Annotated in this window: 19 protein-coding genes; 12 read left to right on the top strand and 7 right to left on the bottom strand. The window is 66.5% G+C overall.

The features are described from left to right. Positions 1–8 precede the first annotated feature (8 nt). Positions 9–863 (top strand): TIGR02569 family protein, encoded by an 855-nt coding sequence (locus ACOQFP_RS08300; RefSeq protein ID WP_206489856.1) that lies wholly within the window; start codon positions 9–11, stop codon positions 861–863. Here ACOQFP_RS08300 and ACOQFP_RS08295 read toward each other — a convergent pair. Further along, entirely contained in the window at positions 853–1,542 is a 690-nt protein-coding gene (locus ACOQFP_RS08295; RefSeq protein ID WP_341243326.1) for an FCD domain-containing protein, read from the bottom strand. The two genes, ACOQFP_RS08300 and ACOQFP_RS08295, sit on opposite strands and share 11 nt — an antisense overlap. 82 nt (positions 1,543–1,624) lie before the next feature. On the opposite strand from ACOQFP_RS08295, the gene ACOQFP_RS08290 reads away from it, so the two are divergent. The 5 genes from ACOQFP_RS08290 (at position 1,625) to ACOQFP_RS08270 (ending at position 8,021) form a co-directional block, all read left to right on the top strand. Continuing rightward, a complete protein-coding gene (locus tag ACOQFP_RS08290) occupies positions 1,625–2,866 on the top strand; it encodes an MFS transporter (protein WP_421584004.1) in 1,242 nt (413 codons plus the stop codon). A 232-nt stretch (positions 2,867–3,098) separates the two neighbouring features. After that, on the top strand, positions 3,099–5,594 hold the full coding sequence (gene nirB / locus ACOQFP_RS08285; protein WP_206489859.1) for a nitrite reductase large subunit NirB: 2,496 nt from the start codon (positions 3,099–3,101) through the stop codon (positions 5,592–5,594). A 119-nt stretch (positions 5,595–5,713) separates the two neighbouring features. Continuing rightward, positions 5,714–6,091, top strand: a complete 378-nt coding sequence (gene nirD / locus ACOQFP_RS08280; RefSeq protein ID WP_206489860.1) for a nitrite reductase small subunit NirD — start codon at positions 5,714–5,716, stop codon at positions 6,089–6,091. Beyond that, positions 6,088–7,293 (top strand): uroporphyrinogen-III synthase, encoded by a 1,206-nt coding sequence (locus tag ACOQFP_RS08275; RefSeq protein ID WP_421584003.1) that lies wholly within the window; start codon positions 6,088–6,090, stop codon positions 7,291–7,293. Before nirD ends, ACOQFP_RS08275 begins: the two co-directional genes overlap by 4 nt. Then, on the top strand, positions 7,293–8,021 hold the full coding sequence (locus ACOQFP_RS08270; protein WP_421584002.1) for a sirohydrochlorin chelatase: 729 nt from the start codon (positions 7,293–7,295) through the stop codon (positions 8,019–8,021). The genes ACOQFP_RS08275 and ACOQFP_RS08270 overlap by 1 nt, the downstream gene beginning before the upstream one ends. Here the strand turns inward: ACOQFP_RS08270 and ACOQFP_RS08265 are convergent. From ACOQFP_RS08265 to ACOQFP_RS08250, 4 genes are read right to left on the bottom strand one after another with little or no spacing between them, the layout of a single operon-like run. Next, the gene (locus tag ACOQFP_RS08265) at positions 7,975–9,744 is read right to left on the bottom strand and encodes an NTP transferase domain-containing protein (protein ID WP_421584001.1); all 1,770 of its coding nucleotides are present in this window, start codon (positions 9,742–9,744) and stop codon (positions 7,975–7,977) included. The genes ACOQFP_RS08270 and ACOQFP_RS08265 overlap by 47 nt on opposite strands. Before the next feature lie 13 nt (positions 9,745–9,757). Further along, positions 9,758–10,204: a PaaI family thioesterase gene (locus tag ACOQFP_RS08260; RefSeq protein WP_241256820.1), complete on the bottom strand. Its 447-nt coding sequence runs from the start codon at positions 10,202–10,204 to the stop codon at positions 9,758–9,760. Positions 10,205–10,213: 9 nt separating this feature from the next. Next, complete coding sequence (locus ACOQFP_RS08255) at positions 10,214–10,543, bottom strand: MGMT family protein (protein WP_206489864.1); 330 nt, start codon at positions 10,541–10,543, stop codon at positions 10,214–10,216. Further along, on the bottom strand, positions 10,544–11,320 hold the full coding sequence (locus ACOQFP_RS08250; RefSeq protein ID WP_307830800.1) for an alpha/beta hydrolase: 777 nt from the start codon (positions 11,318–11,320) through the stop codon (positions 10,544–10,546). 121 nt (positions 11,321–11,441) lie between these two features. Between ACOQFP_RS08250 and ACOQFP_RS08245 the strand changes: the two genes are divergently transcribed. The 3 genes from ACOQFP_RS08245 (at position 11,442) to ACOQFP_RS08235 (ending at position 18,650) form a co-directional block, all read left to right on the top strand. Continuing rightward, complete coding sequence (locus tag ACOQFP_RS08245) at positions 11,442–11,852, top strand: LuxR C-terminal-related transcriptional regulator (RefSeq protein WP_421584000.1); 411 nt, start codon at positions 11,442–11,444, stop codon at positions 11,850–11,852. Positions 11,853–11,916: 64 nt separating this feature from the next. Further along, on the top strand, positions 11,917–15,234 hold the full coding sequence (locus ACOQFP_RS08240; RefSeq protein WP_421583999.1) for an ATP-dependent helicase: 3,318 nt from the start codon (positions 11,917–11,919) through the stop codon (positions 15,232–15,234). After that, positions 15,231–18,650: an ATP-dependent helicase gene (locus tag ACOQFP_RS08235; RefSeq protein WP_421583998.1), complete on the top strand. Its 3,420-nt coding sequence runs from the start codon at positions 15,231–15,233 to the stop codon at positions 18,648–18,650. The genes ACOQFP_RS08240 and ACOQFP_RS08235 overlap by 4 nt, the downstream gene beginning before the upstream one ends. Here ACOQFP_RS08235 and ACOQFP_RS08230 read toward each other — a convergent pair. Further along, complete coding sequence (locus ACOQFP_RS08230; RefSeq protein ID WP_421583997.1) at positions 18,613–18,999, bottom strand: hypothetical protein; 387 nt, start codon at positions 18,997–18,999, stop codon at positions 18,613–18,615. The two genes, ACOQFP_RS08235 and ACOQFP_RS08230, sit on opposite strands and share 38 nt — an antisense overlap. Positions 19,000–19,104: 105 nt before the next feature. Between ACOQFP_RS08230 and ACOQFP_RS08225 the strand changes: the two genes are divergently transcribed. After that, a complete protein-coding gene (locus tag ACOQFP_RS08225) occupies positions 19,105–20,172 on the top strand; it encodes a potassium channel family protein (RefSeq protein ID WP_206489938.1) in 1,068 nt (355 codons plus the stop codon). 24 nt (positions 20,173–20,196) lie between these two features. Continuing rightward, positions 20,197–21,099, top strand: coding sequence for an NAD(+) diphosphatase (gene nudC / locus ACOQFP_RS08220; RefSeq protein ID WP_341243337.1), 903 nt, complete (start codon positions 20,197–20,199; stop codon positions 21,097–21,099). A 12-nt stretch (positions 21,100–21,111) separates the two neighbouring features. Here nudC and ACOQFP_RS08215 read toward each other — a convergent pair whose 3' ends face one another. Next, positions 21,112–21,381, bottom strand: coding sequence for a mycoredoxin (locus ACOQFP_RS08215; protein ID WP_421583996.1), 270 nt, complete (start codon positions 21,379–21,381; stop codon positions 21,112–21,114). 114 nt (positions 21,382–21,495) lie between these two features. Here ACOQFP_RS08215 and ACOQFP_RS08210 point away from each other — a divergent pair, with 114 nt between their 5' ends. Further along, a complete protein-coding gene (locus tag ACOQFP_RS08210) occupies positions 21,496–23,610 on the top strand; it encodes an ATP-dependent DNA helicase UvrD2 (RefSeq protein ID WP_374222383.1) in 2,115 nt (704 codons plus the stop codon). The last annotated feature ends 30 nt before the right edge of the window (positions 23,611–23,640 follow it).

The following is a 23,640-nucleotide window of genomic DNA, read 5'->3' as shown; positions in this document are numbered from 1 at the left end:
TTGCGTTCGTGAGCTCTGTCGAACCTCCTCAGCACGTGATCTCTACGTTCGGGCTGCGCGATGTCGACCCTGCGCCGCTCGGTGCTGACTGGGACGGCGGGTGGCGGCTGGGTGATGTCGTGTTGTCTCCGGTTGCCGACCATGCTCGCGCCGCCTGGTCGGCCAAGGTGCGTGAGACCTTGTCGGTCGACGGGGTTCGACTGGCCCGCCCTGTGCGCTCCACCGATGGCCGATACGTCGTGTCGGGCTGGCGCGCAGACACGTTCGTGGCCGGGGAACCCGAGCCTCGTCACGACGAGGTGGTCTCGTTGGCGATGCGGCTGCACGCAGCGACGGCGCAGCTCGAGCGCCCCCGTTTTCTGGTTCAGCCGCCCGTGGCACCGTGGGCCGATGTGGACGTGTTCGTGGCGGCGGACAGAGCGGCCTGGGAGGCCGTCCCGCTTCGGTCGGCGCGGGGCGCGGGAGCGCCCGAGCCTTCTTCCAATGACGGCAGGACCAGCCTCGAATTGGTCAAACAGCTTGCGACACTGCGTAAGCCCGTCGAGTCGCCGGATCAGTTGGTGCATGGCGATCTGTTCGGGACGGTCTTGTTCTCGGGCAGTGACGCACCCGGAATCAGCGACATCACGCCCTATTGGCGACCCGCGCCGTGGGCCGCCGGAGTAGCCGTGGTGGATGCGCTCTCCTGGGGCGACGCGGACGACGGGCTGGTCGGCCGCTGGGACGCTCTTCCGGAGTGGCCGCAGATGCTACTGCGCGCGTTGATGTTTCGACTGGCCGTTCATGCACTGCATCCGAGGTCTACCTCGGAGGCGTTCCCGGGCCTCGCGCGGACAGCAGACCTGGTACGTCTCATTCTGTGAGTTCTGCTGCGCGAGTTGGGGGCTCGGACAGCTCTCGGAAGAGCGATCGGGCCGCTGTCGTCGCGCCGCCGACGTCACCGTCGATGATCGCCTGAACCAGGGTGGTGTGCTCGGCGATGTAATCGTCGTCGTGATCGAGGAAATGATCTCGTATCGCCTCGTGGATGACCGGAAGCAGTGAGTCGTAGAACTCGAGATAGATGGCGTTGTGGCTGGCGGCGACGATGGTGCGATGCAGGCAGGCGTCGATGCCGACGGCCTCGGCCAGCGGAGTCCCACTCGACCACGCCGCGTTGCGATTGTCGAGAGCGTCGAGCATGGCGCGGATGTCTTCGTCGTCGCGCCGGTCTGCCGCGAGCGCAGCCGCGGTGACTTCGAGTGTCTCGCGCAGTTCGGTGACGTCGCGGTGCCGGGCGTCCGAGAAGTACTTGCCCAGAGTGCCGCCGAGGCCCGAGTTGGTCAGCACGAAGGTGCCCGAGCCCTGTCGGCGCTCGAGCATGCCTGCGTGCACGAGCGCCTGCACAGCCTCGCGCACGGTGTTGCGTCCCGTGCCGGTCAGATCGCACAGCTCCGGCTCGGTGGGAATCCGACTGCCGACGGGCCATCGCTGCGACGTGATCTCCTCGCGCAGCTGGGCGGTGACCTGTGAGATCAGGCTCGATCGCTTGACCTGGCGCACGACACGCTCCTCGTTCGGTTGATGGTCCGTCGTCGATGATACGTCGTTGCACCCGATGATCCGGTCATCCTATGATTGGTGTGTGAGTGCCTCTGCCGTGTCCGAAACGACCCCCACTGCCGTGTCGATCGTCCGGGGCCGTCTTCTGGTGTTCGCGGCCATCGTTCTCTCGGCGCTCACCCTGCGTGCTGCTGTCACGTCCATCAGCCCACTGTTCGGCAGGATCGCCACGGATCTGCACTTCGGCGACACCGTGATCGGAATCACCGGGATGCTGCCTCCGGCGATGTTCGCGGTGTTCGGCCTGGCCACGCCGTTCCTCGCCAAGCGCACCGGCCTCGAACGGGCAGCTCTGCTCGCGATGACGCTGACGACCGTGGGTATGGCGACTCGGGCTTTCGCGCCCGGAACTGCATCCTTGCTTGCACTGTCCGCGATCGCCCTGGCAGGCATGGGTATCGGCAACGTCGTGATCCCCCCGCTGGTGAAGCGGTATTTCTCGGACCGACTGGCAGTGGTCAGCACCATCTACATCTGTGTGCTGCAGATCAGTACGATGATTCCGCCCCTGTTGGCCGTCCCGGTCGCGGATGCCCACGGCTGGCGACTGTCGATAGGAATGTGGGCGATCGTCGGCGTCGCCGCCGCACTGCCGTGGCTCGGCGTCGTGATCGCCCGACGTGGGCACGATGAGAAGGACGTCTCGGCCGAGGCGGGTTCGGCCGCCGTGCACTCCACATCCGGTGGGCGGATTCATCGGTCCACCCTGGCGTGGGGGATGGTCATGATGTTCGCGATGACGTCGCTGATCACGTACTCCATGCTGACCTGGCTCCCGACGTTGCTGGTCGATTCGGGCATCGGCGAAGGGTTGGCGGGGGCCTCGGTCGCCGCCTTCGGCGCAATGGGCTTGGTCACCTCGCTGGCCGCTCCGACCCTCTGCGCGAAACTGCACAATCCGTTCGGGCTCGTCGTGCTCGCTGCACTGTGCTACCTCGGCGGCTTCGGCGGCCTGCACTGGTCGCCGTCCGCGGGGACGGTGGTATGGGTGTGCCTGATCGGTCTCGGCACGATGACCTTTCCGATGTCGCTGACCCTGATCAACCTCAGAACCCGTACGCCTGCAGGCTCGTCCTCGCTGTCGGGATTCACCCAGGGGCTGGGCTATGTGGTGTCCTCCACCGGCCCCGTTCTGTTCGGGCTCTTGCACACCCGCTCCGGCGGATGGGGCCTGCCGCTGTTTTCGCTGACCGGATGTGTGGCAATCCTCCTCCTCGGAGGTTATCTGTGCTGTCGTCCGAGGATGCTCGAAGACACCTGGTGACGCCGCATCTCACGCCGGTCCCCGCGGCGGCGTGAGAGCAAGTTAATCTTCCGAGTCACTGCGGGCAGCGTCGCGGCAACATGACTTTCCTAGGTTCGGTTCACACACCGATCAGGAGTCCAGAGTCGACCAGTCTTCCTCGCAGCGGTCCGTCGGCGGCCGGCACGGCCGCGACCGTCGTAGGAGCAATCGAGAAGCTCTGCGCGGCAACGCGAATTCGGAAGGACCGGCAATGAAGAACGCGGTAGTAGTAGGCCACGGAATGGTCGGGCATCGCTTCGTCGAAGCGTTGCGCGCGCGTGACGAGGCGGCCGAGTGGAAGGTCACGGTGCTCTGCGAAGAGCCGCTACCGGCCTACGACCGGGTGGGTCTGTCGTCCTACGTCGGTGCCTGGGACCACACAGAACTGGCGCTGGCCGGCAACAATTATCCTGATGACGCACTCGTCGAGATGCGCACCGGCGTGCGGGCCGATCGCATCGACCGTGACCACCGCATCGTCGTGACCTCGGCGGGCGACTCGGTCGGCTACGACGCGCTCGTCCTCGCCACCGGTTCCTACCCGTTCGTGCCCCCGATCACCGGACACGATCTGCCCGCGTGCTTCGTGTACCGCACCCTCGACGACCTCGACAAGATCCGGGCCCGCGCCGATGCCGCGGGACCGGGTGCCGTCGGTGTGGTGGTCGGCGGTGGATTGCTGGGTTTGGAAGCTGCGAATGCGCTGAAGAAGATGGGGATGACGCCCCATGTCATCGAGTTCGCCCCACGGCTGATGCCACTGCAGGTGGACGAGGGCGGTGGCGCGCTTCTGGCACGTCTGGTCACCGAGCTGGGACTGAATGTCCATGTGGGAGTGGGCACGTCCTCGATCGTCGAGAACAGTGACGGTGCCCTGACGGTCGAGTTGAGTGATGGGACCACGATCGAGGCAGCATTGCTCGTGTTCTCCGCAGGGGTCAGACCGCAGGACCGGCTCGCCCGCGAGAGCGGACTCGAGATCGGTGAGCGGGGCGGAATCATGGTCGATATCGGCTGCAGTACAGCCGATCCCGCCGTCTACGCGATCGGTGAATGCGCCGCGGTCGAAGGTCGGTGCTACGGCCTGGTCGCGCCCGGATACTCCACCGCCGAGGTGGTGGCCGACAGGTTGCTCGGCGGCGCAGCGCAGTTCCCGGGTGCCGACATGTCCACCAAACTCAAGCTCATGGGTGTCGACGTGGCGAGCTTCGGCGACGCGATGGGGGCTACGCCCGGGGCGCTCGAGGTGGTGTTCAGCGACGCTCCCAAGGGCACGTACGCCAAGCTCGTGGTGACGGACGACGCGAAGACCCTGCTCGGCGGAATCCTTGTCGGTGATGCGTCGGCGTACTCGCTGCTTCGGCCGCTGGTGGGACGCGAGTTGCCCGGCGACCCGGGTGCTCTGATCTCACCGGCAGCCGAACAGGTCGGTATCGGTGCGCTGCCCGACGACGCCGAGATCTGCTCCTGCAACGGGGTGAGCAAGGGGGCGATCTGCTCGGCGATCGACGAGGGAGCCTGTGATCTGGCGACCGTGAAGAGCTGCACCACCGCGGGCACCACCTGCGGCGGCTGCCTGCCGTCGATCAAGTCGCTGCTGGCGGCATCGGGAGTGGTGCTCTCGAAGTCGTTGTGCGAGCACTTCGTTCAGTCCCGGGCCGAGCTGTACGAGATCGTTCGGGCCACGAACACCCGCACCTTCTCCGGATTGATCGCCAAGTACGGCACGGGAAAGGGGTGCGACATCTGCAAGCCCGTCGTGGCATCGATCCTCGCATCGACGTCCTCCGATCACATCCTCGACGGCGAACAGGCATCGCTGCAGGACACCAACGATCACTTCCTGGCCAACATCCAGAAGAACGGCACGTACTCGGTGGTGCCGAGAATGCCCGGCGGCGAATGCACCCCAGAGCAGCTCATCGTCATCGGTGAGGTCGCTCGCGACTTCGGTCTGTACACCAAGGTGACCGGAGGCCAGCGCATCGACATGTTCGGTGCCCGCGTCGAGCAACTGCCTGCAATTTGGAAACGTCTGGTCGACGCCGGAATGGAATCGGGTCAGGCGTACGGGAAGTCGCTGCGGACCGTCAAGAGCTGTGTCGGATCCACCTGGTGCCGCTACGGCGTCCAGGATTCGGTGGGAATGGCCGTCGACCTGGAGAACCGATACCGGGGTCTGCGGTCGCCGCACAAGATCAAGTTCGGCGTCTCCGGCTGTGCACGTGAGTGCGCCGAGGCCCGAGGCAAGGACGTCGGAATCATTGCCACCGAGGGCGGCTGGAACCTCTACGTCGGCGGCAACGGCGGCCAATCACCCAAGCATGCTCAGTTGCTCGCCTCGAACCTCGACGATGCCACGTTGGTGAGTTACATCGACCGCTACCTCATGTTCTACGTGCGCACTGCAGACCGATTGCAGCGCACCGCGCCGTGGCTCGAGTCGCTCGACGGGGGACTCGATCATCTCAGAGCGGTCGTGTGCGAGGACAGCCTCGGCATCGGCGCAGAACTGGAAGCCGACATGGCTCGTCACGTCGCCGGGTACAAGGACGAATGGGCAGGGGTGCTCGAGGACGAGAACAAGCTCGGTCGCTTCGTCTCGTTCGTCAACGCACCGGGCGAGGCCGACCCTACCATCGCGTTCGACGAATCGGGGGCACGCAAGGTGCCGGTGCTGATGGGCATGCCTCGAGTCGGCTCGTAGGCCGACAGATTCTGACAATCGACCGGTCACGACACTGAGTGCATGTGCACAGGCGAGTAATCACCACTTAACGGGCCTGAAACAACGGCAACGTGGAATAGCTGACCAGGAGGTACGCCATGACTGTCATCGACTCACACACAGCAGTACCGAACGACGTAGCTCATGATTGGACCCCGGCCTGCACCCTCGACGCCCTGATCCCGGGTCGGGGAGTTGCCGTGCTACTGCGAGGCGGTACCCAGGCGGCGCTGTTTCTGCTCGACGACGGACGGCTGTTCGCGGTGGGCAACATCGATCCGTACGGTCGCGCGGCCGTGATGTCGCGCGGCTTGGTGGGTGATCGTGGGGGCGAGCCAACGGTGGCATCGCCGTTGCTCAAACAGGTCTTCTCCTTGGCGGACGGGCGTTGTCTCGACGACCCCGAGGTCACGCTGGGATCCTTCGAGGTCTCCTGCCAGGGCCGCGTCGTGCTCGTCCGCGGTGGCTCTACGTGAGTGAAATCGCCGGGGCGGGAACGCCTCTGGCCGGGTTCACCGTGGGAATCACCGCCTCCCGCCGGGCCGAGGAGTTCGCGACTCTACTCGAGCGGCGGGGCGCAACGGTGATGCATGCACCCGCAATCCGCATCATCCCGCTCGCCGACGATGCCGAGTTGGAACGCGTCACTGCCGCCGTCATCGCCGATCCACCCGAAATCACTGTTGCAACAACAGGAATAGGATTTCGAGGCTGGATGGAGGCGGCAGACGGCTGGGGCAAGGTGGAAGACCTCGGCCGCGCACTCGGTGCGTCCCGGGTGCTCGCTCGTGGGCCCAAGGCGAAAGGGGCGATCCGGGCGGCCGACCTGCGCGAGGAATGGTCGCCTGCCTCCGAGTCCTCGGCGGAAGTACTCGAACATCTCCTTGCCGAGGGGATCGAGGGCAAGCGCATCGCGGTGCAACTACACGGCGCGACCACCGAATGGGAGCCCATCCCCGACTTCTGCGAGGTACTGCGCTGCGCCGGAGCCGAGGTGGTTCCGGTGCCGGTGTACCGCTGGACGGCCCCGGACGATCAGAGTCCGATGGATCGGATGATCGAATCGGTGATCATCGGCGATCTCGACGCGCTCAGCTTCACCTCTGCGCCTGCGGTGGCGTCGATGCTGATGCGTGCCGACGAGAACGGCGTCCTCGAACCCCTGCTGCAATCGATGCGATCGAGAGTGCTTCCGGTCTGTGTGGGGCCGGTGACGGCTGCTCCCCTCGAGCAATTGAACGTGACCACCACGCAGCCCGCGCGGGCGCGCTTGGGCGCCCTGGCGCGGCATATCGCCGAAGAACTGCCGCGCCGAACCGGGCGGCTGCATGCAGGAGGTCACGTGGTCAGTGTTCGTGGCCGGTGCGTCGTGGTCGACGATGAGGTGCGACCGGTGTCTCCGGCAGGCATGGCGTTGATGAAGACGCTCGCCCGCAACCCCGGACGTGTCGTCTCTCGGGAGGATCTGCTCGCCTCGTTGCCCGGCGGCGGGGGCGATACCCATGCGGTGGAAACCGCGATGACCAGACTTCGATCCTCACTCGGTGCTCCGAAAGCAATCCAGACCGTGGTCAAGCGGGGCTATCGCATCGCCCTCGATCATGTCGAGACCGAATCGACATGCGACTCGGGAGTATTGGAGCCACGGGTGGCCGCCGTAGACGGGGGAAAGTACTGATGACACCGACCTTGGTGTTGGTCGCACACGGCACCCGAAACCCCCGTGGCGTCGAGATGGTCGCAGCACTCGCCGATGCCGTGTCCACTCGGATCGGCACCACGCGAGTGGCTTTCGTCGACGTACTCGGTCCGTCCCCGGCCGAGGTGCTGCGCGGCACCCCCGAGTCGGCAGTCGTGGTGCCCGCATTCCTGGCATCGGGGTACCACGTTCACACCGATGTGCCGAGAGAGATCGCCGACAGCGCCCACACCTCGGTCACGGTCACCAGCGCTCTGGGACCGGACCCCGTGCTGGCAGAGGTCATGATCGACCGGCTACGCGATGCAGGCTGGCAGGCGGGTGACGCCGTCGTGCTCGCTGCGGCAGGCTCTTCCGATGCTCGTGCACTGGACGAACACCGGCGCGCCGCGGAGATGTTGACCGACCTCGCCGGGGTCCCGGTACGCGTCGGCTACGTCGCCACCAGTGTCCCCACCGTGGCCGACGCGGTGGCCACACTGCGCGAAGCCGGGCACGCACGTGTGTTCGTGGCCTCGTATCTGTTGGCGCGCGGGCTCTTTCACACCCGGTTGGCCGATGCAGGTGCCGATGGCGTCGGTGATCCGCTCGGAGTGCATTCCTCGGTCGTCGATCTGGTCGTCTCGCGCTACCGCGAGGGCGTTCGATCGCTCGGTGGATCTATCGGTGTGGCAACGGAAGAATTATCGCCGGTTCGTCGTCGCTGATCTGCGCTGGAATCAGGGCAAGCGCATCGCGGCCGACCAGATGGGCCAGATGTGCGGTACGAACCGCGGTGTCGGCTCGAAAGCGGGTGCCGACCGCGGTGACGGGGACGAGGCGCGGGACCGCAGATCGAACATCGGCGGCATTGGACAACAGCCCGAGCTGAGGAGGGCGCACCGTCCGATTGGTCAGAGCGTCGACGATCGACGGTGCCGTCAGCAGTGCAGTGCTGACGGCCGCGAGCGGGTTACCGGGTAGGCCGAGCACCACGGTGCCGTCGGGCAGTACCGCGGTGATCTGGGAACCGCCGGGACGTACCCGCACTCGGCCGACGATGGAGTGCGCGTCGAGCGCGGCCAGTGTGGAGCGCAGCTGGTCGGCCGCGCCACCGCCGGTCGCTCCGACGACGACGACGACATCGACGTCCTGCGTTCGGGTCAGGACGTCCCTGAATCCCGTCGCCGAGTCGTCGAGCAGGGTCACATCGATCGTGTCGATGCCGCAGTGCGCCAGATACTCCGGAAGAACCGAGCCGAGAACGTCCCGGGTCTCGCCGGGGGCGAGCGGGCCCGTCGATCGAATTTCATTGCCACTGATCACAACTCGGCCGCGAACGGGTCCGCGTACTGCGATGTCGGTGATCTCCGCGCTGGCCGCCAGCGACCGTACCGCAGCATCGACCGGGGTGCCTGCGCTCACCAGTTCCGCCCCAGGTAGCCAATCCTCGCCGCGTCGACGCGTGTCGTCGGCCTCGGGTGCCGTCGGCAGGCGGCGCAGCACACCGTCCGAACCACCGGTCACGCGCTCGTCACGTACCACCGACGTGGATCCGGGTGGAACCGCCGCTCCGGTTGCGATGCGCACCGCAGTTCCCTCGGTGAGCGCAGCGATATCTGCGCTTCCCGCGTACGCGATGTCGGGACGCAGCGTCCACGGTTCGGTGCCGCATACGGCATAGCCGTCCATCGCGGAAATGTCGACGGCAGGCAATGCTGTCACGGCCACCAGAGGTTCCGCGAGAACACTTCCGGCACTGTCGAGTAACCGAACACGACGGGTCGCAAGAGCGGTGATGTGGTGTCGGATGCGATCGAGTGCGTCGGCGACGTCGAGTGTCTCCGAGGGCTGTACGGCGAGGCGGGCGGCGAGAAGATCGGCGGGGGTGTCGCAGTCTTCGATTCCGGGTAGATCGATGACCAGATGATCGACCGGGACGATTCTTCGCATCGAAGCACCCTGCGTTGAATCCAACTGTGCTACAGCGGACTTCAATGCGGCGTACCGCCAGACGCCGAGCAGGAATTGGGTGCGGCCCGCACCGTCGCGGGCGTAGACGGCGTCGGACTGCGTGTGCTGCATCGATGTGATCAACGACGTGACGGCGTCTGCGTCGAGACGCGGAATGTCCGACGCGATGACCGTCACCAGATCCGCTGTGCCGTCGAGCAATCGCAGTGCGGCGGCAAGGGCCGCGACGGGCCCACCCCCTGCGGGGGTCTCGCGGGTCTGGAACACGTGCTCGGGCACTCCGTCGCGCGCCGGTCCCACCAACACCGTTCTGCGGCAATTCGATACTGCATCCAAGGCGATGTCGACCATGCGTCGTCCGCCGACCGTCATGGCCGGCTTGTCCACATCGTGCGAGGAGTTCGTATACCCGGGATCGAACATTCTCGATCCGCGACCACCGGCGAGGACGATCGCATCGCACACCGGTCGGGTCATGTTCTGGGCGCTGTCATGTCGGCAGGGGCACGTTCTGAAGCCGAACCTGACCGCGGGCGATGGTCTTGCCGCTGTCGGTGGCCGTGACGGTTACCAACCACAGTTGCTGAATACGACCCTGCTGCAACGGTTCTGCGAGAACATCGACGCGTCCACCCTTGCTTGCGCGCAAGAAATCGGTGCCGTTGTGCACTCCGACGGCGAACTCACCGCGATCCTTGACCGCCTCGCTCGCACCGATGCTCGCAGCACTCTCCACGGCGGCGGTGTACACGCCGCCGTGAACGACACCCCACGGGGTGAAGTGCTCCTCCGTCAGGTCGATGTGTCCAGCTACCCGAGTGCCCGAGACCTCGTCCACCACGAGACCGGCCGAGGCGACGAAGGCGCTCGCGCCCGACAGCGCGTACTTCGCGGTCGGGCGCGGATCGAACTGTCCGAGCGAGTCTCTGATGTTCATGCTCCGAGGTTAATGGTCGGTGGGAGGTAGCGGTGGGAGCGCCCCGAAGTCGAAACGAATCGACTTCAGCGGGACTCGGCCATCGTGCACCGCCACGCCTTCGCTGCGTAGCGTCTCGAGCTGCCTTGCGGCCAGGTGTGGGGCGGGCTTGCCACTGGCGCCGAGTACTCGATGCCAGGGCAAGTCCGCGGAGTCGGTGCGCATGATCCACCCGACGATGCGCGGACTGGACAGCTCCGCAGCGGCAGCGATATCGCCGTAGGTGGCGACGAATCCCGCTGGAATGGACGCCACGAGCGCGCGCACCCGCTCTACCTGGATGTCGGTGATGGGGGCCATCTACAGCACGGATCGCACCAGATCGGCCACCTCGACCGGCTTGGCCTGGCCGACCATGTGATCGCAGTCCAGTTCCACCGTGCGGAGATTGTCGCCGAGCTTGCCGCGCAGCGCCGAGACGAACTCGTCCGTCACATAGGGAGGGTCGACACGCATGGCCCGCACCACGATCGTCGGGACATTCTCGGCGGGCACCACGATCGGACGAGCCAGCTCGCCCCACGTCGCGACGATGGCCGGAATCGACATTCGCCACGAGACTTTGCCGCCGTCGGCGGGGACCAGGTGATCGACGATCTCGCGGTCGAGCAGTGCGGTGGGAACATCGGCCCAGGCCCCGTGGATCTTCTCCGATCGCGCTTCGTCGGCGTCGGTGTAATCGGGGAACTTCGCCGTCGTCTCGGCCATGTCGAGCAGTTCCTCGGGAGGCAGTGCGATCGCGGGATCGAGCAGGACCAGCGCGCGTACAGCTTCGGGGAATCGCTGAGCGAGGTGCACGGCCAGCGCGCCGCCGTACGAATGGCCGAGGACGACAACCGGTCCACGCGCATGGGCGTCGAGCACGGCTTTCAGAGCGGTGACCTGAGCGTCGATGTCCCAGGGCGGCGTGGACGGGGAATGCCCGTGACCGATGAGGTCGGGTGCCAGGATCCTTGCCTCGGGAAGGTGGTTCTCGGCGAGGTCCCACCAGCGGGCACCGTGTCCGGTGACACCGTGGACGGCCAGGATTTCGGGACCGTCTGCGGGTCCGAACGTATGCAGATTCAACTCGGGCACGTCGACCACTATGCCGTATCGCCCTAGGACCAGCGAAACAACCGGACGGCGCACGCGATCCCGAGGATCACGGTGGCGACGAGCCCGATCGGTCCGGCGGCGTCGACCGAAGTTCCCCGGCTTGGTTCTGACGACATTCGACGACGACGAGTTGGTGCTCGGGGCACTTCGTGCAGGCGCTCAGGGTTACTTGCTCGAGGACGTGAGCTTCGAGCGGCTCTGCGGTGCTGTCCGTGATCTCGCGGCCGGGCGCACCGTGGCTCAACCTGCCATCACCGAGCGACTGCTGGACGCTGTTCGGAGCGGGAAGCACGGCCGCAGCGACGTCGGAGTCTCGGAAACACTCACTGCCCGCGAGATCGACGTTCTACGGCTCGTGGCAAGTGGGTACACCAACAGATCCATCGCCGACGTACTGCATCTCGCCGAAGGAACCGTCAAGAACCATATGTCCTCGGTGATCGTCAAACTCGGAGCGAACGATCGAACGAGCGCCGTCCTGCGTGCGTTGCGAGACGGGTTGCTCGACTGACCGGGCCGCGCCCTTGTTCCGGGCGGCGGCCGAGGTGTCGGTGGCTCGTGATTGCATCTGTGTCATGAGCTCGGACAGCAGACACGGCGCGACGGTCACCCTCGTCCGGGCACCCAAAGTGGCTTGGCCCGCGCGCACGTGGACCGGTGCGGCGGCTCGGCTGCTGTCGTCGACGCCCGACTCGGCAGCGGAGGCCGCGAAAGGGGCTCCGCGGTGGAATCCGTGGCAGGTGATCGGTGGCCCCGGAACGGGTAAGACCTCGCTGGTCGCCGATTACGCGGTCTCGCGCATCGTCACCGGTGATCCGGAGTCGGTTCTGGTGCTCACTCAGTCCAAACGGGCCGCAACCGCGGTGCGCGAGGTCATCACCTCAGGTCTCTTCAGCGGCGATCATGCGTTGCGGGCGACCCGTGAACCGTTGGTACGCACGGTGCACTCCTATGCCTTCGCAGTGCTGCGGCTGCAGGCTTCGCTGTACGGCAATCCGCCGCCGCGATTGCTGACCGGTGCCGAGCAGGACGCTGTGGTGCGAGAGATGCTGCGCGGCGATCTCGAGGACGGGGCACACGACTGGCCGGAGCGGTTGCGCCCGGCATTGGGCACCGCAGGATTCGTCACCGCGGTGCGAGACATGATGCTCAGGTCGGCCGAACGCGGGATCGGCCCGGAAGACCTCGTCAAACTCGGGCGCAAGCACGGCAGACCGGAGTGGGTGGCCGTCGGGAGGTTCGCCGCTCGGTACGAGCAGGCCATGCTCTTGCGCGGTGCCGTCGGAGTGGAAGCGGCAGGAGCCACGGCACCTGGTCTCGATGCCGCCGAGCTGATCGGTGCCGCGCTCATGGCGTTCGCCACCGATCCCGAACTGCTACGCAGTGAACGGGCTCGTATTCGCCATCTCGTCGTCGATGACGCGCAGCACCTCGATCCGCAAGCGGCACAACTGGTCCGGCTGATCGGCACCGACACCGAATCGACCGTCGTCGCCGGGGACCCCGATCAATCCGTATTCACGTTCCGAGGTGCCGACCCCACCTTCGTGACCGACCTGGTCGAGGTGGACTCGCCGCGTCGCGTCGTGCTCGACCGCAACCACCGGTCCGTGCCCGAGGTCGCGGAGCTGACCGACATCGTTGCCGGACGGCTGCCCGGGCTCGGTCGGCACCGCTGTCCCGAACCGGTGGGCACCGCCCGATTCGGAGAACCGACAGCGCGAGTGCACGTCGTGTCCTCGCCTGCGAAAGAGGCAGCGATCATCGCCGACGCCATGCGCCGGGCCCACCTGATCGACGGCATGCCGTGGTCCGATATGGCGATAGTGGTTCGGTCTGTGCCGCGCACCCTCGCACCGTTGCGTCGAGCTCTCCACGGCGCAGGGGTGCCGATGATCACCCCGACCTCGGAGCTGCCGCTGCACCGCCAGCACGGAGCCGTGGGTCTCCTGCTGGTTTTGCGGGCGATCTCCGACCCGAGCTTCGACGGTGAGGATGCACTCGCACTGCTCTCCGGGCCGATCGGTGGAGCCGACCCGGTGGGTCTGCGCCGACTGCGCCGGGGCGTGCGCAGGCTCGAGCTCGCATCGGGCGGCGAGCGCGACTCGGCCGAGTTGCTCAGAGTCATACTCACCGACGACACGCGAGGGAGTGCCGGGTGGACCGGCGGACTCTCGGATGTGGAGTCGGCCCCGCTGCGCAGAACCCTCGGTGTGATCAGGAAGGCACGAGCGCTCGCCCGCGCCGGTCGTGGTGTCGAGGACGTGTTGTGGGCGGCATGGCAGGCATCGGGACTCGAGCGGCGTTGGTCCAGCGCGTCCGCCTGGGGCGGCTCGGCCGGGGCTCAGGCCGACCGCGACCTCGACGCCGTGGTCGCGCTGTTCGACGCGGCAGCAGCATACGTGGACAAGTTACCGCGGGCCAGTGTCGGTGGATTCCTCGATTACATTGCGCAACAGGAAATTCCAATGCTCAACTCGCACCGCACCACGGTTCGAGCCGATGCGGTGTCGCTGCTGAGTGCGCATTCTGCGGCCGGTCGGGAATGGGAGTTCGTCGCGGTTGCCGGCGTGCAAGAGGGGCTGTGGCCGGCTCTGCGGTCACGCGGCAGTCTCCTGGGCACCGACACCCTGGTCGACCTCGTCTCCGGCACAGTCGACGCAGCTGCGGCACTCGACGGACGACTGTCGAAGTCCGCGCCGTTGCTGGCCGAGGAACGCACCCTCTTTCTGGTGGCGTGCAGTCGCGCTCGGTCGACGCTGCTCGTCACCGCCGTCGATTCCAGTACCGGGGATGCGGATCTGGTCCGGTCGCGGTTCGTGGACGAACTGCGCGGCCACGACGCCGAAGCGGGGTCGGATCTCGCACCCGAGCTGCCCGCTCCTGAGGCTGCACACCGGGTGCTTGCGCTGCCCATGCTGGTGGCCGAGCTGCGCAGTGTCGTATGCGATCCGGTTGTCGCCGAGCAGGATCCGGACAGGCGAGCCCGAGCAGCGCGGCATCTGGCTACGCTCGCCGAAGCCGGAGTTCGCGGCGCGCATCCCGACGAGTGGTTCGGCGTGGCAGGGCCGAGCACCGACGCGCCGCTGTGGCAGCTCGGCGACGGTCCGGTTCCGCTGTCGCCATCGACGGTGGAACAGCTCACCACCTGTCCACTGCGCTGGATGCTCGAACGTCACGGCGGCAACGACGGCACGAACACCCATGCGGTCACCGGCACACTCGTGCACACTCTCGTGCAGGCGGTGGCCGGTCGGATACCGCCGGATCGACTCCGCCGGGCGCTCGAAACAGCCTGGGATGCAGTAGATCTCGGATCGCAGTGGTATTCGAGGCACGAGCTCGACCGAACCGGGACGATGCTCGAGACCTTCGAGGCCTGGCTGCAGGGCAGTCGAGGCGAGCTCACCGAGGCCGGAGTCGAAGTGCGCGTCGACGGCATCCTCGACGCCCGGTCGGAGAACGAACCTGCGGTGGCGTTGCGCGGCCGCATCGACCGACTCGAGCACGATCCCGATGGTCGGCCGGTGATCATCGATGTCAAGACGGCCAAGACGGTGCTCTCCAAGGAGGATGCCCGTAACCACCATCAGCTGGCCACCTACCAGGTTGCCGCGGCAGCAGGTGCCATCGAGGGCGAGCCCGCGGGCGAGCCGGGCGGAGCGCGGTTGGTATTCGTTGCCAAGCCCCACAACAAGGACGGGGCGACGCAGCGTGTCCAGGAAGTGCCGACGCCGGAGAGACTCGAGGAGTGGCGAGACACCGTGCACCAGGCCGCATCGGCAACGCAGGGACCCACGTTCGAGGCGCGGATCAACGACGGCTGCAGGCATTGCCCGGTCAAGTCCAGTTGTCCGGCACACGAGACGGGCAGGCAGGTGACCGAGCAGTGACGACATCGACGAGGCCACGGACCGCCTCGGTGCGGGTGTCGCCGATCGAGCTCGCCAGGGCGCTCGGACAGAAGCACCCGCCGACCGACGAACAAGCCGCGGTGATCGCAGCGCCGCCCGGCCCGACGCTCGTCGTCGCGGGGGCAGGTGCAGGTAAGACCGAGACCATGGCTGCCCGCGTGGTGTGGATGGTGGCCAATGGCTTCGTCGACCCGGACCAGGTTCTGGGACTGACCTTCACTCGAAAAGCTGCACAGCAGTTGACCTCTCGGATCAGAGCCCGGCTGGCACGGCTGGCCGGGTCCGATCTGGTGCGCGCACTCGATCCCAGTCTGGCGCTTCGCGAGCGCATCCTCGGTGCCGAGCCGGAAGTGAGTACCTACCACTCTTATGCCGGCCGATTGCTCACCGAGCACGGCTTGCTGTTGCCGATCGAACCGTCCGCGACGCTGCTCTCGGAAACCGAACTGTGGCAGCTGGCCCATCGCGTCGTCAGTACCTGGGACGGAGATCTGGACACCGACCGCAACCCCACCTCGGTGACCGAGGCAGTACTCGCGCTCTCCGGTCAATTGGCCGAGCATCTGGTCGACCCCGAGGAACTGCGTCACGCGCACGTGGAGCTCGAGAAGTTGGTGCACACGCTCGGTCCTGGGCCGCGACAACGCGGCGGCCCCACCAAGGAGCTGCTGAACATCCTCGACGCCCAGCATCAACGAATCGGGTTGTTGCCATTGGTGGAACGGCTGGCGCAGACTCTACGGCGCGAGGGAGCGCTGGATTTCGGCTCGCAGATGTCGATGGCGGCGCGGGTCGCTGCCGAGCATGCCGAGGTGGGAATCGCCGAACGGCAACGCTTCCGGCTCGTGTTGCTCGACGAGTACCAGGACACCGGCCATGCCCAACGCGTCCTGCTGTCGTCTCTGTTCGGTTCGGGGACCGACCCGCAGTTGGCCCTGACCGCCGTCGGCGACCCGATGCAATCGATCTACGGGTGGCGCGGCGCATCGGCTGCGAACCTGCCTCGGTTCGCCACCGATTTTCCTGGCGCCGACGGCAGCCCGGCACCTCGGCTCGAGTTGCTCACCAGCTGGCGAAATCCGCCCGAGGCGCTGACTCTGGCAAACCTGATCACCGACCCACTGCGCCGCGTCGGTGTGCCGGTGCCGACTCTGCGGGCCCGGCCCGGTGCGGTTCACGGTGATATCCGACTCGCCGTCACCGATACCGTCCTCGGCGAACGACAGTGGATTGCCGACCGGATAGCGGGGGAGTACCGCGCAGCCCTCGAGCAGGATCGGCCGCCGCCCACCGCAGCAGTTCTGGTACGCCGAAACGCCGACGCCGAGCCCATCGCGGAGATGCTGCGAAGCCGCGGGTTGCCGGTGGAGGTCGTCGGGCTCGGTGGATTGCTGCATGTTCCCGAGGTGGCCGACATCATCGCGATGCTGCGGTTGGTAGCCGACCCCACTGCCGGTAGCTCGGCGATGCGCATCCTCACCGGATCTCGGTGGCAGATCGGGCCGACCGATCTGCGGGCACTCTCCCAGCGAGCCCGAGAACTCGAGATCCGCGGCGGATACGGCACTGCGGGGCGGGTCGACGACCCGCAGGCACTCGAGGCGGCGCTCGGTAGCGCGCTGCCCGGTGAGCAGTCGGAGCAGGCCGGACTGGCCGATGCGATAGCCGATCCCGGTCCGGCCGAGCGGTACTCGCAGGCGGGCCATCGCCGGATCCTCGCCCTGGCCGGCGAGCTGCATCTGCTACGCGACCGGATCGGTCAACCGCTCACGGAATTGGTCGCCGATATCGAACGGATCATGGGCATCGGGGTCGAAGCGCAGGCGCGCACGCCGATCAGCACCGAGGGTGCGGTCGGCCGTGAACACCTCGACGAGTTCGCGCATGTGGTGGCCGATTACGCCGACAATCCGACCGCCACCGTCACCGGGTTCCTGTCGTTCCTGGCCGCCGCCGAGACGGTCGAGGACGGCCTTGCCCCCGGAGAGGTCGACGTCGCACCCCATCGTGTGCAGGTGCTCACCGTCCATTCGGCGAAAGGCCTCGAATGGGAGGTGGTGGCCGTCCCACACGTGGCGAAGGGAGTGTTTCCCTCCTCCAACGCATCCTCGACCTGGCTCGGGGCACTGGCCGAATTGCCGCCGACCTTGCGCGGTGACCGCGCGCTCGACGGCGAAGGCTCCGAAGGGGTTCCCGTTCTCGAACTCGACCGACTCCACAATCGCAAGGATCTCGAGGACGCCGTCAAGAGTCACAAGGATGCGCTGGCGCGGCGTCGGCTCGCCGAGGACCGGCGACTGTTCTATGTGGCACTCACCCGCACCGAACGGGTGCTGTTCGTTTCGGCCCACCACTGGGACGAGACGTCCACGAAGCCACGCGGACCGTCCGAGTTTCTCGACGAGTTGTACCGGCAGGTCGGCGAATCCGCTGATGCGCCTGCGGTGATCGAGCACTGGACACCGGCTCCTGAGGACGGGGCACAGAACCCGCTCGGGGCCGAGCCGCACACGGCGTCCTGGCCACGCGATCCGCTCGGCCCGAGGCGGGCCGCAGTCGAGAGCGGAGCGCGTGAAGTGCTGCGCGCACTGGAAGATGTCTCGGCTGCACCGAGCGATGAGTGCGAGGCCGTCCAGGATCGAACGCAGGAGGACCCGGAGAACTGGGCTGCCGATGTGCGGACGCTGCTGGCGGAGCGGGCAGCGAGATCGGTCGCGGGAGTCGATGTCACCCTGCCGGGCAATCTCTCGGTGACGCAGTTGGTCGACTTGGCTGCAGATCCCGATGCCCTGGCGTCACGTCTGCGCAGACCACTACCGTTCCCTCCGAATCCGTTGGCCCGCAGAGGAACCGCCTTTCACGCCTGGATCGAAAGACGGTTCGGTGCGACGCGGCTACTCGATCTCGACGAGCTGCCGGGCTCGGCCGATACCGGTGCCTCGGCCGACGTCGACCTCGAGACCCTGCAACAGGCATTTCTCGACTCGAAGTGGTCGCTGCGCAGCCCGGTGGAAGTCGAGGTGCCCTTCGAGACATCCGTGGCGGGAACGGTGCTGCGCGGACGCATCGACGCCGTGTTCGCAGACCCCGACGGCGGCTGGACCGTCGTCGACTGGAAGACCGGTGCCGAGCCGACAGCGTCGGAGGAGCAGGCTGTGGCAATGCAACTCGCGGCCTATCGTGTGGCGTGGGCGGAGTTGATGTCGATCGGGCGGGCCGAACCCGTGCCACTCGACCGGGTGCGTGCGGCATTCCACTACGTCCGCAGCGGTCACACCGTCTCGCCTGAGAACCTGCCGGACGCCACAGCGTTGGCCGCGCTGCTCGATGGTCCGAGGACGACCGAGCCGTCAGGATCTACGGGGCATTCCGACGAGCCTTCAGAGCCTCGGTGACCAGTGGGATCTGCAGCGGGAGGCGGGCGATCATGGCCGCTTTGAGTGCCGGTGAAGCCTTCGGGCTCTGCACGTACTTCCAGGCGAGATTGATATTGGCGGGGAAGACCAGGACGAACAGCGCAGCCGCCAGCGCGCCTCCCACTCGACGTGTCCTGGGAACGGCCAGTGTCGCGGCCACGGCCAGCTCGGCGACGCCCGAGACCTGGGTGTAGGTGCGCGGCGAGCCCGGCAACGCTGTGGGGACCTGAGTATCGAAGAATTTCGGAGTGACGAAGTGAAGAATGCCGGCCCCGGTGAGCAGTCCCGCGAGGAGCAGCGCCGCTGCCTGGCTTGGTCCCTGTGTCATGCACACACCGTGCCACATCGGCTGTTGTCGGCGCGGATTTGTCTCGTGGGGTTACGCTGCGTGCCGTGAATGATCTCGACTTCGGTGAGTACCTCGGCGGGCGACGTGGCAGGTAGGTTACGTGCGCGCCTGAGCGACAGTGGTGCGCTGACCGACAAGCCCGATTTCGCGCTAGTCGGAGTGCTCCGAGTGCCGGAACTGGAATCGAGTCCGTGGCGCGCCATCTACAAAAGGGTGCTGTTGGCGCTGGGAATTCTGTTTCTCGCAGCGTTCGTGGTGTACCTCGACCGCGACGGCTACAGCGACGCCCAGAACGGCGAGCTCTCGTTCCTGGACGCGTTCTACTATGCGACGGTATCGCTGTCGACCACGGGATACGGAGACATCGCACCGATGAGCCCGTCGGCGCGGCTGGTCAATATCCTTGTCATCACACCACTTCGGGTCCTTTTCCTCATTCTGCTGGTCGGTACGACGTTGTCGGTTCTCACCGAGCGGTCCCGGCAGGCATTCAAAATTCAGCGATGGAGACGCAGCGTGCGCAATCACACCGTGGTCATCGGTTTCGGCACCAAGGGCCGAACCGCAGTCGACGCGATGCTCGGAGACGGCGTGACGGCGTCCGACATCGTCGTGGTCGATACCGACCAGACGGTGCTGGACGCCGCATCGGCTATGGGGTTGGTCACCGTGCACGGTTCGGCGACCAAATCCGACGTGCTCCGGCTCACCGGGGCCCAGCATGCAGCGGCCATCATCGTGGCGACCAATCGAGACGACACCGCCGTCCTGGTGACTCTCACCGCTCGGGAGATAGCTCCCAAAGCCAAGATCGTCGCAGCGATCAGGGAGGCAGAGAACACCCATCTGCTACGACAGTCCGGAGCCGATTCGGTGGTGGTCTCGTCCGAAACAGCGGGCAGGTTGCTCGGTATCGCCACCTCGACCCCGTCCGTGGTGGAGATGATCGAGGACCTGTTGACTCCGGAAGCAGGATTTGCGATCGCCGAGCGTGAAGTCGAACGCGACGAGGTGGGCGGATCGCCGAGGCACCTCACCGACATCGTCCTCGGAGTTGTCCGGGGCGGCAAACTGTTTCGAGTCGGGGCGGCGGAAGTGGATGCGATCGAGGCGGCCGACCGCCTGCTCTACATCCGTCGTGTGGGTGATTAACGAAGGCAAAGTAAGGTTTCGAGTGTGCCGAAATTCCACCTCGCTCACCCACCTCGCTTGTCCCGATCGCCACTGAACAGGGCAGAGGAATTGCGTCGAGACACCGCTGCCCTGGCGGCGGGCTGGGCCACCGGCCGAATACTCGATGTCGATGGCAGGGGAAGATTCGGCGTCGACGAGGCGGGCCTCGTCCTCACGTCGGCGCTCGATGTGGCAGCAGAGCCGACGGCCGACGCGGTTTTTCTCGGAATTCACGACGATCGGCACCTGTGGGCGAGGCGGGTGGAGATCGTGGAGGGCACGCTCGGCGACCTACGCACCGACGGCGATCGATTGGACAGTGACGCGCTGTCGATGGTCACCGCCGCCCTCGCGATCCTGAACTGGCATGCGAGCGCACAGTTCAGCTCACTCGACGGTGCGCCGTCGATTCCGTCGAGCGCGGGATGGTCTCGAACCAGCACATCCACCGGGCACGAGGAATTTCCCCGTACCGACCCTGCCGTCATCTGCCTGGTTCACGACGGAGGCGACCGGGTGCTGCTGGCGCGCGCGCCGGCCTGGCCGGAACGGCGATTCTCCGTGCTGGCGGGATTCGTCGAGGCTGGCGAATCGCTGGAAACCTGTGTGGCACGGGAAATCGAGGAAGAGGTCGGCCTCGACGTCTCCCAGATCGAGTACCTGGGTAGCCAACCGTGGCCGTTTCCGCGCTCGGTGATGATCGGATTCTCGGCCGTCGCCGACCCGGAGCAGCCGTTGTCGTTTCAGGACGGTGAAATTGCCGAGGCCCACTGGTTCGATCGAGCCGAAGTGGTCGCGGCTCTCGAACTGGGTGACTGGGGGTCCGATTCGACCTCCAGATTGCTGCTTCCCGGGTCGATCTCCATCGCACGCGGAATGCTCGAGGCGTGGGCGGCGTCGAGCTGATACTCGGCCGGGTCAGCGCGAGAGTGCGCGTTCGACCTCGGCGAGACTGGGATTGGTGGCCGTCGAGCCGTCCGCGAAGAGCACGGTGGGTACCACGTGGTTGCCGTTGTTGACGCTGCCGACGAAATCGGCTGACTCCGGGTTCTGCTCGATGTCGATCTCGGTGTACGCAATACCGGCTTGGTCGAGTTGCGTCTTGAGGCGGCGGCAGTAGCCGCACCACGTGGTGGAGTAGACGGTCAGCGCGGCCGGGGTCTGCGGAGTGTTCTCGGAAGCAGTCACGACAACAGTCAACAGGAGCGCCGACGCGATTGTTCCTGCCGATCCCGGAACAGGGACGGGACAGGCCGGGACAGGGCGGGGGAGCTGTCGGTACGCACTGACACAATGGTCCTCATGGCTGACGACGCGATGACTGCCGGACTCGATCCGGAGCAATCCGCGGCGGTACTCGCTCCTCGTGGCCCGGTGTGCGTTCTCGCCGGCGCTGGTACGGGCAAGACGCGCACGATCACCCGACGCATCGCGCACCTCGTCTCGGCCGGGCACGTGTCCTCTGGGCAGGTGCTGGCGGTGACGTTCACTGCACGCGCGGCAGGGGAGATGCGCGGCCGCCTGCGCGAACTCGGTGTCGGCGGGGACGGACCGCCGGTGCAGGCCCGCACGTTTCACGCCGCTGCGATGCGCCAACTCAAGTACTTCTGGCCACAGGTGGTCGGAGACACCGGGTGGCAGTTGCTCGATCGCAAGTTCACCGTGGTCTCGCAGGCCGCCAACCGCGCCGGGGTGTCCACGTCCACCGACGCGATCAGAGATCTCGCGGGCGAGATCGAGTGGGCCAAGGGATCTCTGATCGCACCCGAGGACTATCCGCGTATCGCGGCCAGCAACCGCCGTGATGTTCCGATGGACGCAGCGAAGGTCGCCGCTGTGTATGCAGGCTACGAGGAGCTCAAGTCCCGTGGCGGTGACGGTATGTTGCTCGACTTCGACGACCTGCTCCTGCACACGGCAGCGGCCCTGGAAGAACACTCGTCGGTGGCCGACGAGTTCCGTGAGCGCTACCGCTGCTTTGTCGTCGACGAGTACCAGGACGTGACGCCGCTGCAGCAACGTGTCCTCGACGCCTGGGTGGGTGAACGAGACGATCTCACTGTCGTCGGCGACGCGAATCAGACCATCTATTCCTTCACCGGTGCCTCCCCGCGGTATCTTCTCGACTTCTCCCGGAAATACCCCGAGGCCACCGTGGTTCGGCTCGAACGCGACTACCGATCGACGCCCGAGGTGGTCTCGCTCGCGAACCGCGTCATCGGTGCCGCACGTGGTCGCATTGCCGGCACCAGATTGCAATTGATCGGCCAGCGCGAGCCGGGACCCGAGCCGGAGTTCTTCGAGTACGACGACGAGCCGGCGGAAGCCGACGGCGTGGCACGGGCGGTCAAGAGGTTGATCTCGAAAGGCGTGGAGCCGGCCGAGATCGCGATTCTGTACCGCATCAACGCACAGTCCGAGGCCCACGAGCAGGCCTTGACCGAGCTGAAGATTCCATATCAGGTTCGCGGCGGCGAGGGCTTCTTCACCAGGCCCGAGGTGCGGCAGGGAGTCAACGCGCTCCGGCAGGCTGCCGGGCGCGACGATCTGCCCGAGGGTGCGCAGGCGGGGGACGGTCTGACCGCCCTGGTGCGGGCCGTGCTTGCCCCGTTGGGTCTGACGGCCACCGAACCGGCCGGCGCACAGGCCCGGGAGAAGTGGGCATCGCTCGGCGGTCTGGTGCAACTGACCGAAGAACTCCTCGTGCACGAGCCGGACTTGACGCTCGAGAAGCTACTGGGGGAGTTGGCAGCTCGCGCCGAGGCGAGGCATCCACCGACGGTGCAGGGCGTCACGCTCGCCTCGTTGCACGCGGCGAAGGGGCTCGAGTGGGATGCGGTGTTCATCGTCGGGCTGGCCGACGGCACTCTGCCGATCTCGCACGCGATCGGCAACGATCCCAGCGCCAACAACGAGGCGGCCGTCGAGGAGGAACGCAGACTGCTCTACGTCGGTGTCACGCGCGCCCGGGTCCACCTCCATCTGTCCTGGGCGCTCGCCCGCAACGAAGGTGGGCGTAAGTCGCGTCGCCGATCGAGGTTTCTCAACGGCCTCGTCCCCGAGGATTCGCCCGCATCACGAATCGCGGCACCGGCGGCCAAGAAGTCAGGGCCCAAGTGCCGGTTGTGCGGAAAGCCCCTGATCGGGACGTCGGCGACCATGCTCGGCCGCTGCGACAGCTGCCCGTCGAACGTCGACGTCGCCCTGCTCGATGCGCTCAAGTCCTGGCGACTGGACAAATCCCGTGAACTGAAGGTGCCCGCGTACGTGGTGTTCAGCGACAACACACTCACGGCGATTGCCGAGCAGCAACCTCAGGACGAGCGTGGCTTGGTGGCGATACCGGGAATCGGGGCCAAGAAGCTGGAGCGGTTCGGTGAGGACGTGCTCACAGTCGTTCGGTCCTCCGATCGGTGATGGCGCGGCGTGCTGATCGAAGAAAAACTG

It is taken from the genome of Rhodococcus sp. MALMAid1271 (assembly GCF_049195265.1).
Classification (GTDB): Bacteria; Actinomycetota; Actinomycetes; order Mycobacteriales; family Mycobacteriaceae; genus Rhodococcoides.
This window is presented reverse-complemented; position numbering and strand designations above follow the sequence as displayed.

Excerpts from the sequence above, each read along its gene's own strand:
- nirB (WP_206489859.1), top strand. The coding sequence starts at position 3,099 with ATGAAGAACGCGGTAGTAGTAGGCCACGGAATGGTCGGGCATCGCTTC.
- nirD (WP_206489860.1), top strand. The coding sequence starts at position 5,714 with ATGACTGTCATCGACTCACACACAGCAGTACCGAACGACGTAGCTCAT.
- ACOQFP_RS08260 (WP_241256820.1), bottom strand. The coding sequence starts at position 10,204 with ATGAACATCAGAGACTCGCTCGGACAGTTCGATCCGCGCCCGACCGCG.
- ACOQFP_RS08210 (WP_374222383.1), top strand. The coding sequence starts at position 21,496 with ATGGCTGACGACGCGATGACTGCCGGACTCGATCCGGAGCAATCCGCG.
- ACOQFP_RS08265 (WP_421584001.1), bottom strand. The coding sequence starts at position 9,744 with ATGACCCGACCGGTGTGCGATGCGATCGTCCTCGCCGGTGGTCGCGGA.
- ACOQFP_RS08230 (WP_421583997.1), bottom strand. The coding sequence starts at position 18,999 with ATGACACAGGGACCAAGCCAGGCAGCGGCGCTGCTCCTCGCGGGACTG.
- ACOQFP_RS08255 (WP_206489864.1), bottom strand. The coding sequence starts at position 10,543 with ATGGCCCCCATCACCGACATCCAGGTAGAGCGGGTGCGCGCGCTCGTG.
- ACOQFP_RS08240 (WP_421583999.1), top strand. The coding sequence starts at position 11,917 with ATGAGCTCGGACAGCAGACACGGCGCGACGGTCACCCTCGTCCGGGCA.
- ACOQFP_RS08270 (WP_421584002.1), top strand. The coding sequence starts at position 7,293 with ATGACACCGACCTTGGTGTTGGTCGCACACGGCACCCGAAACCCCCGT.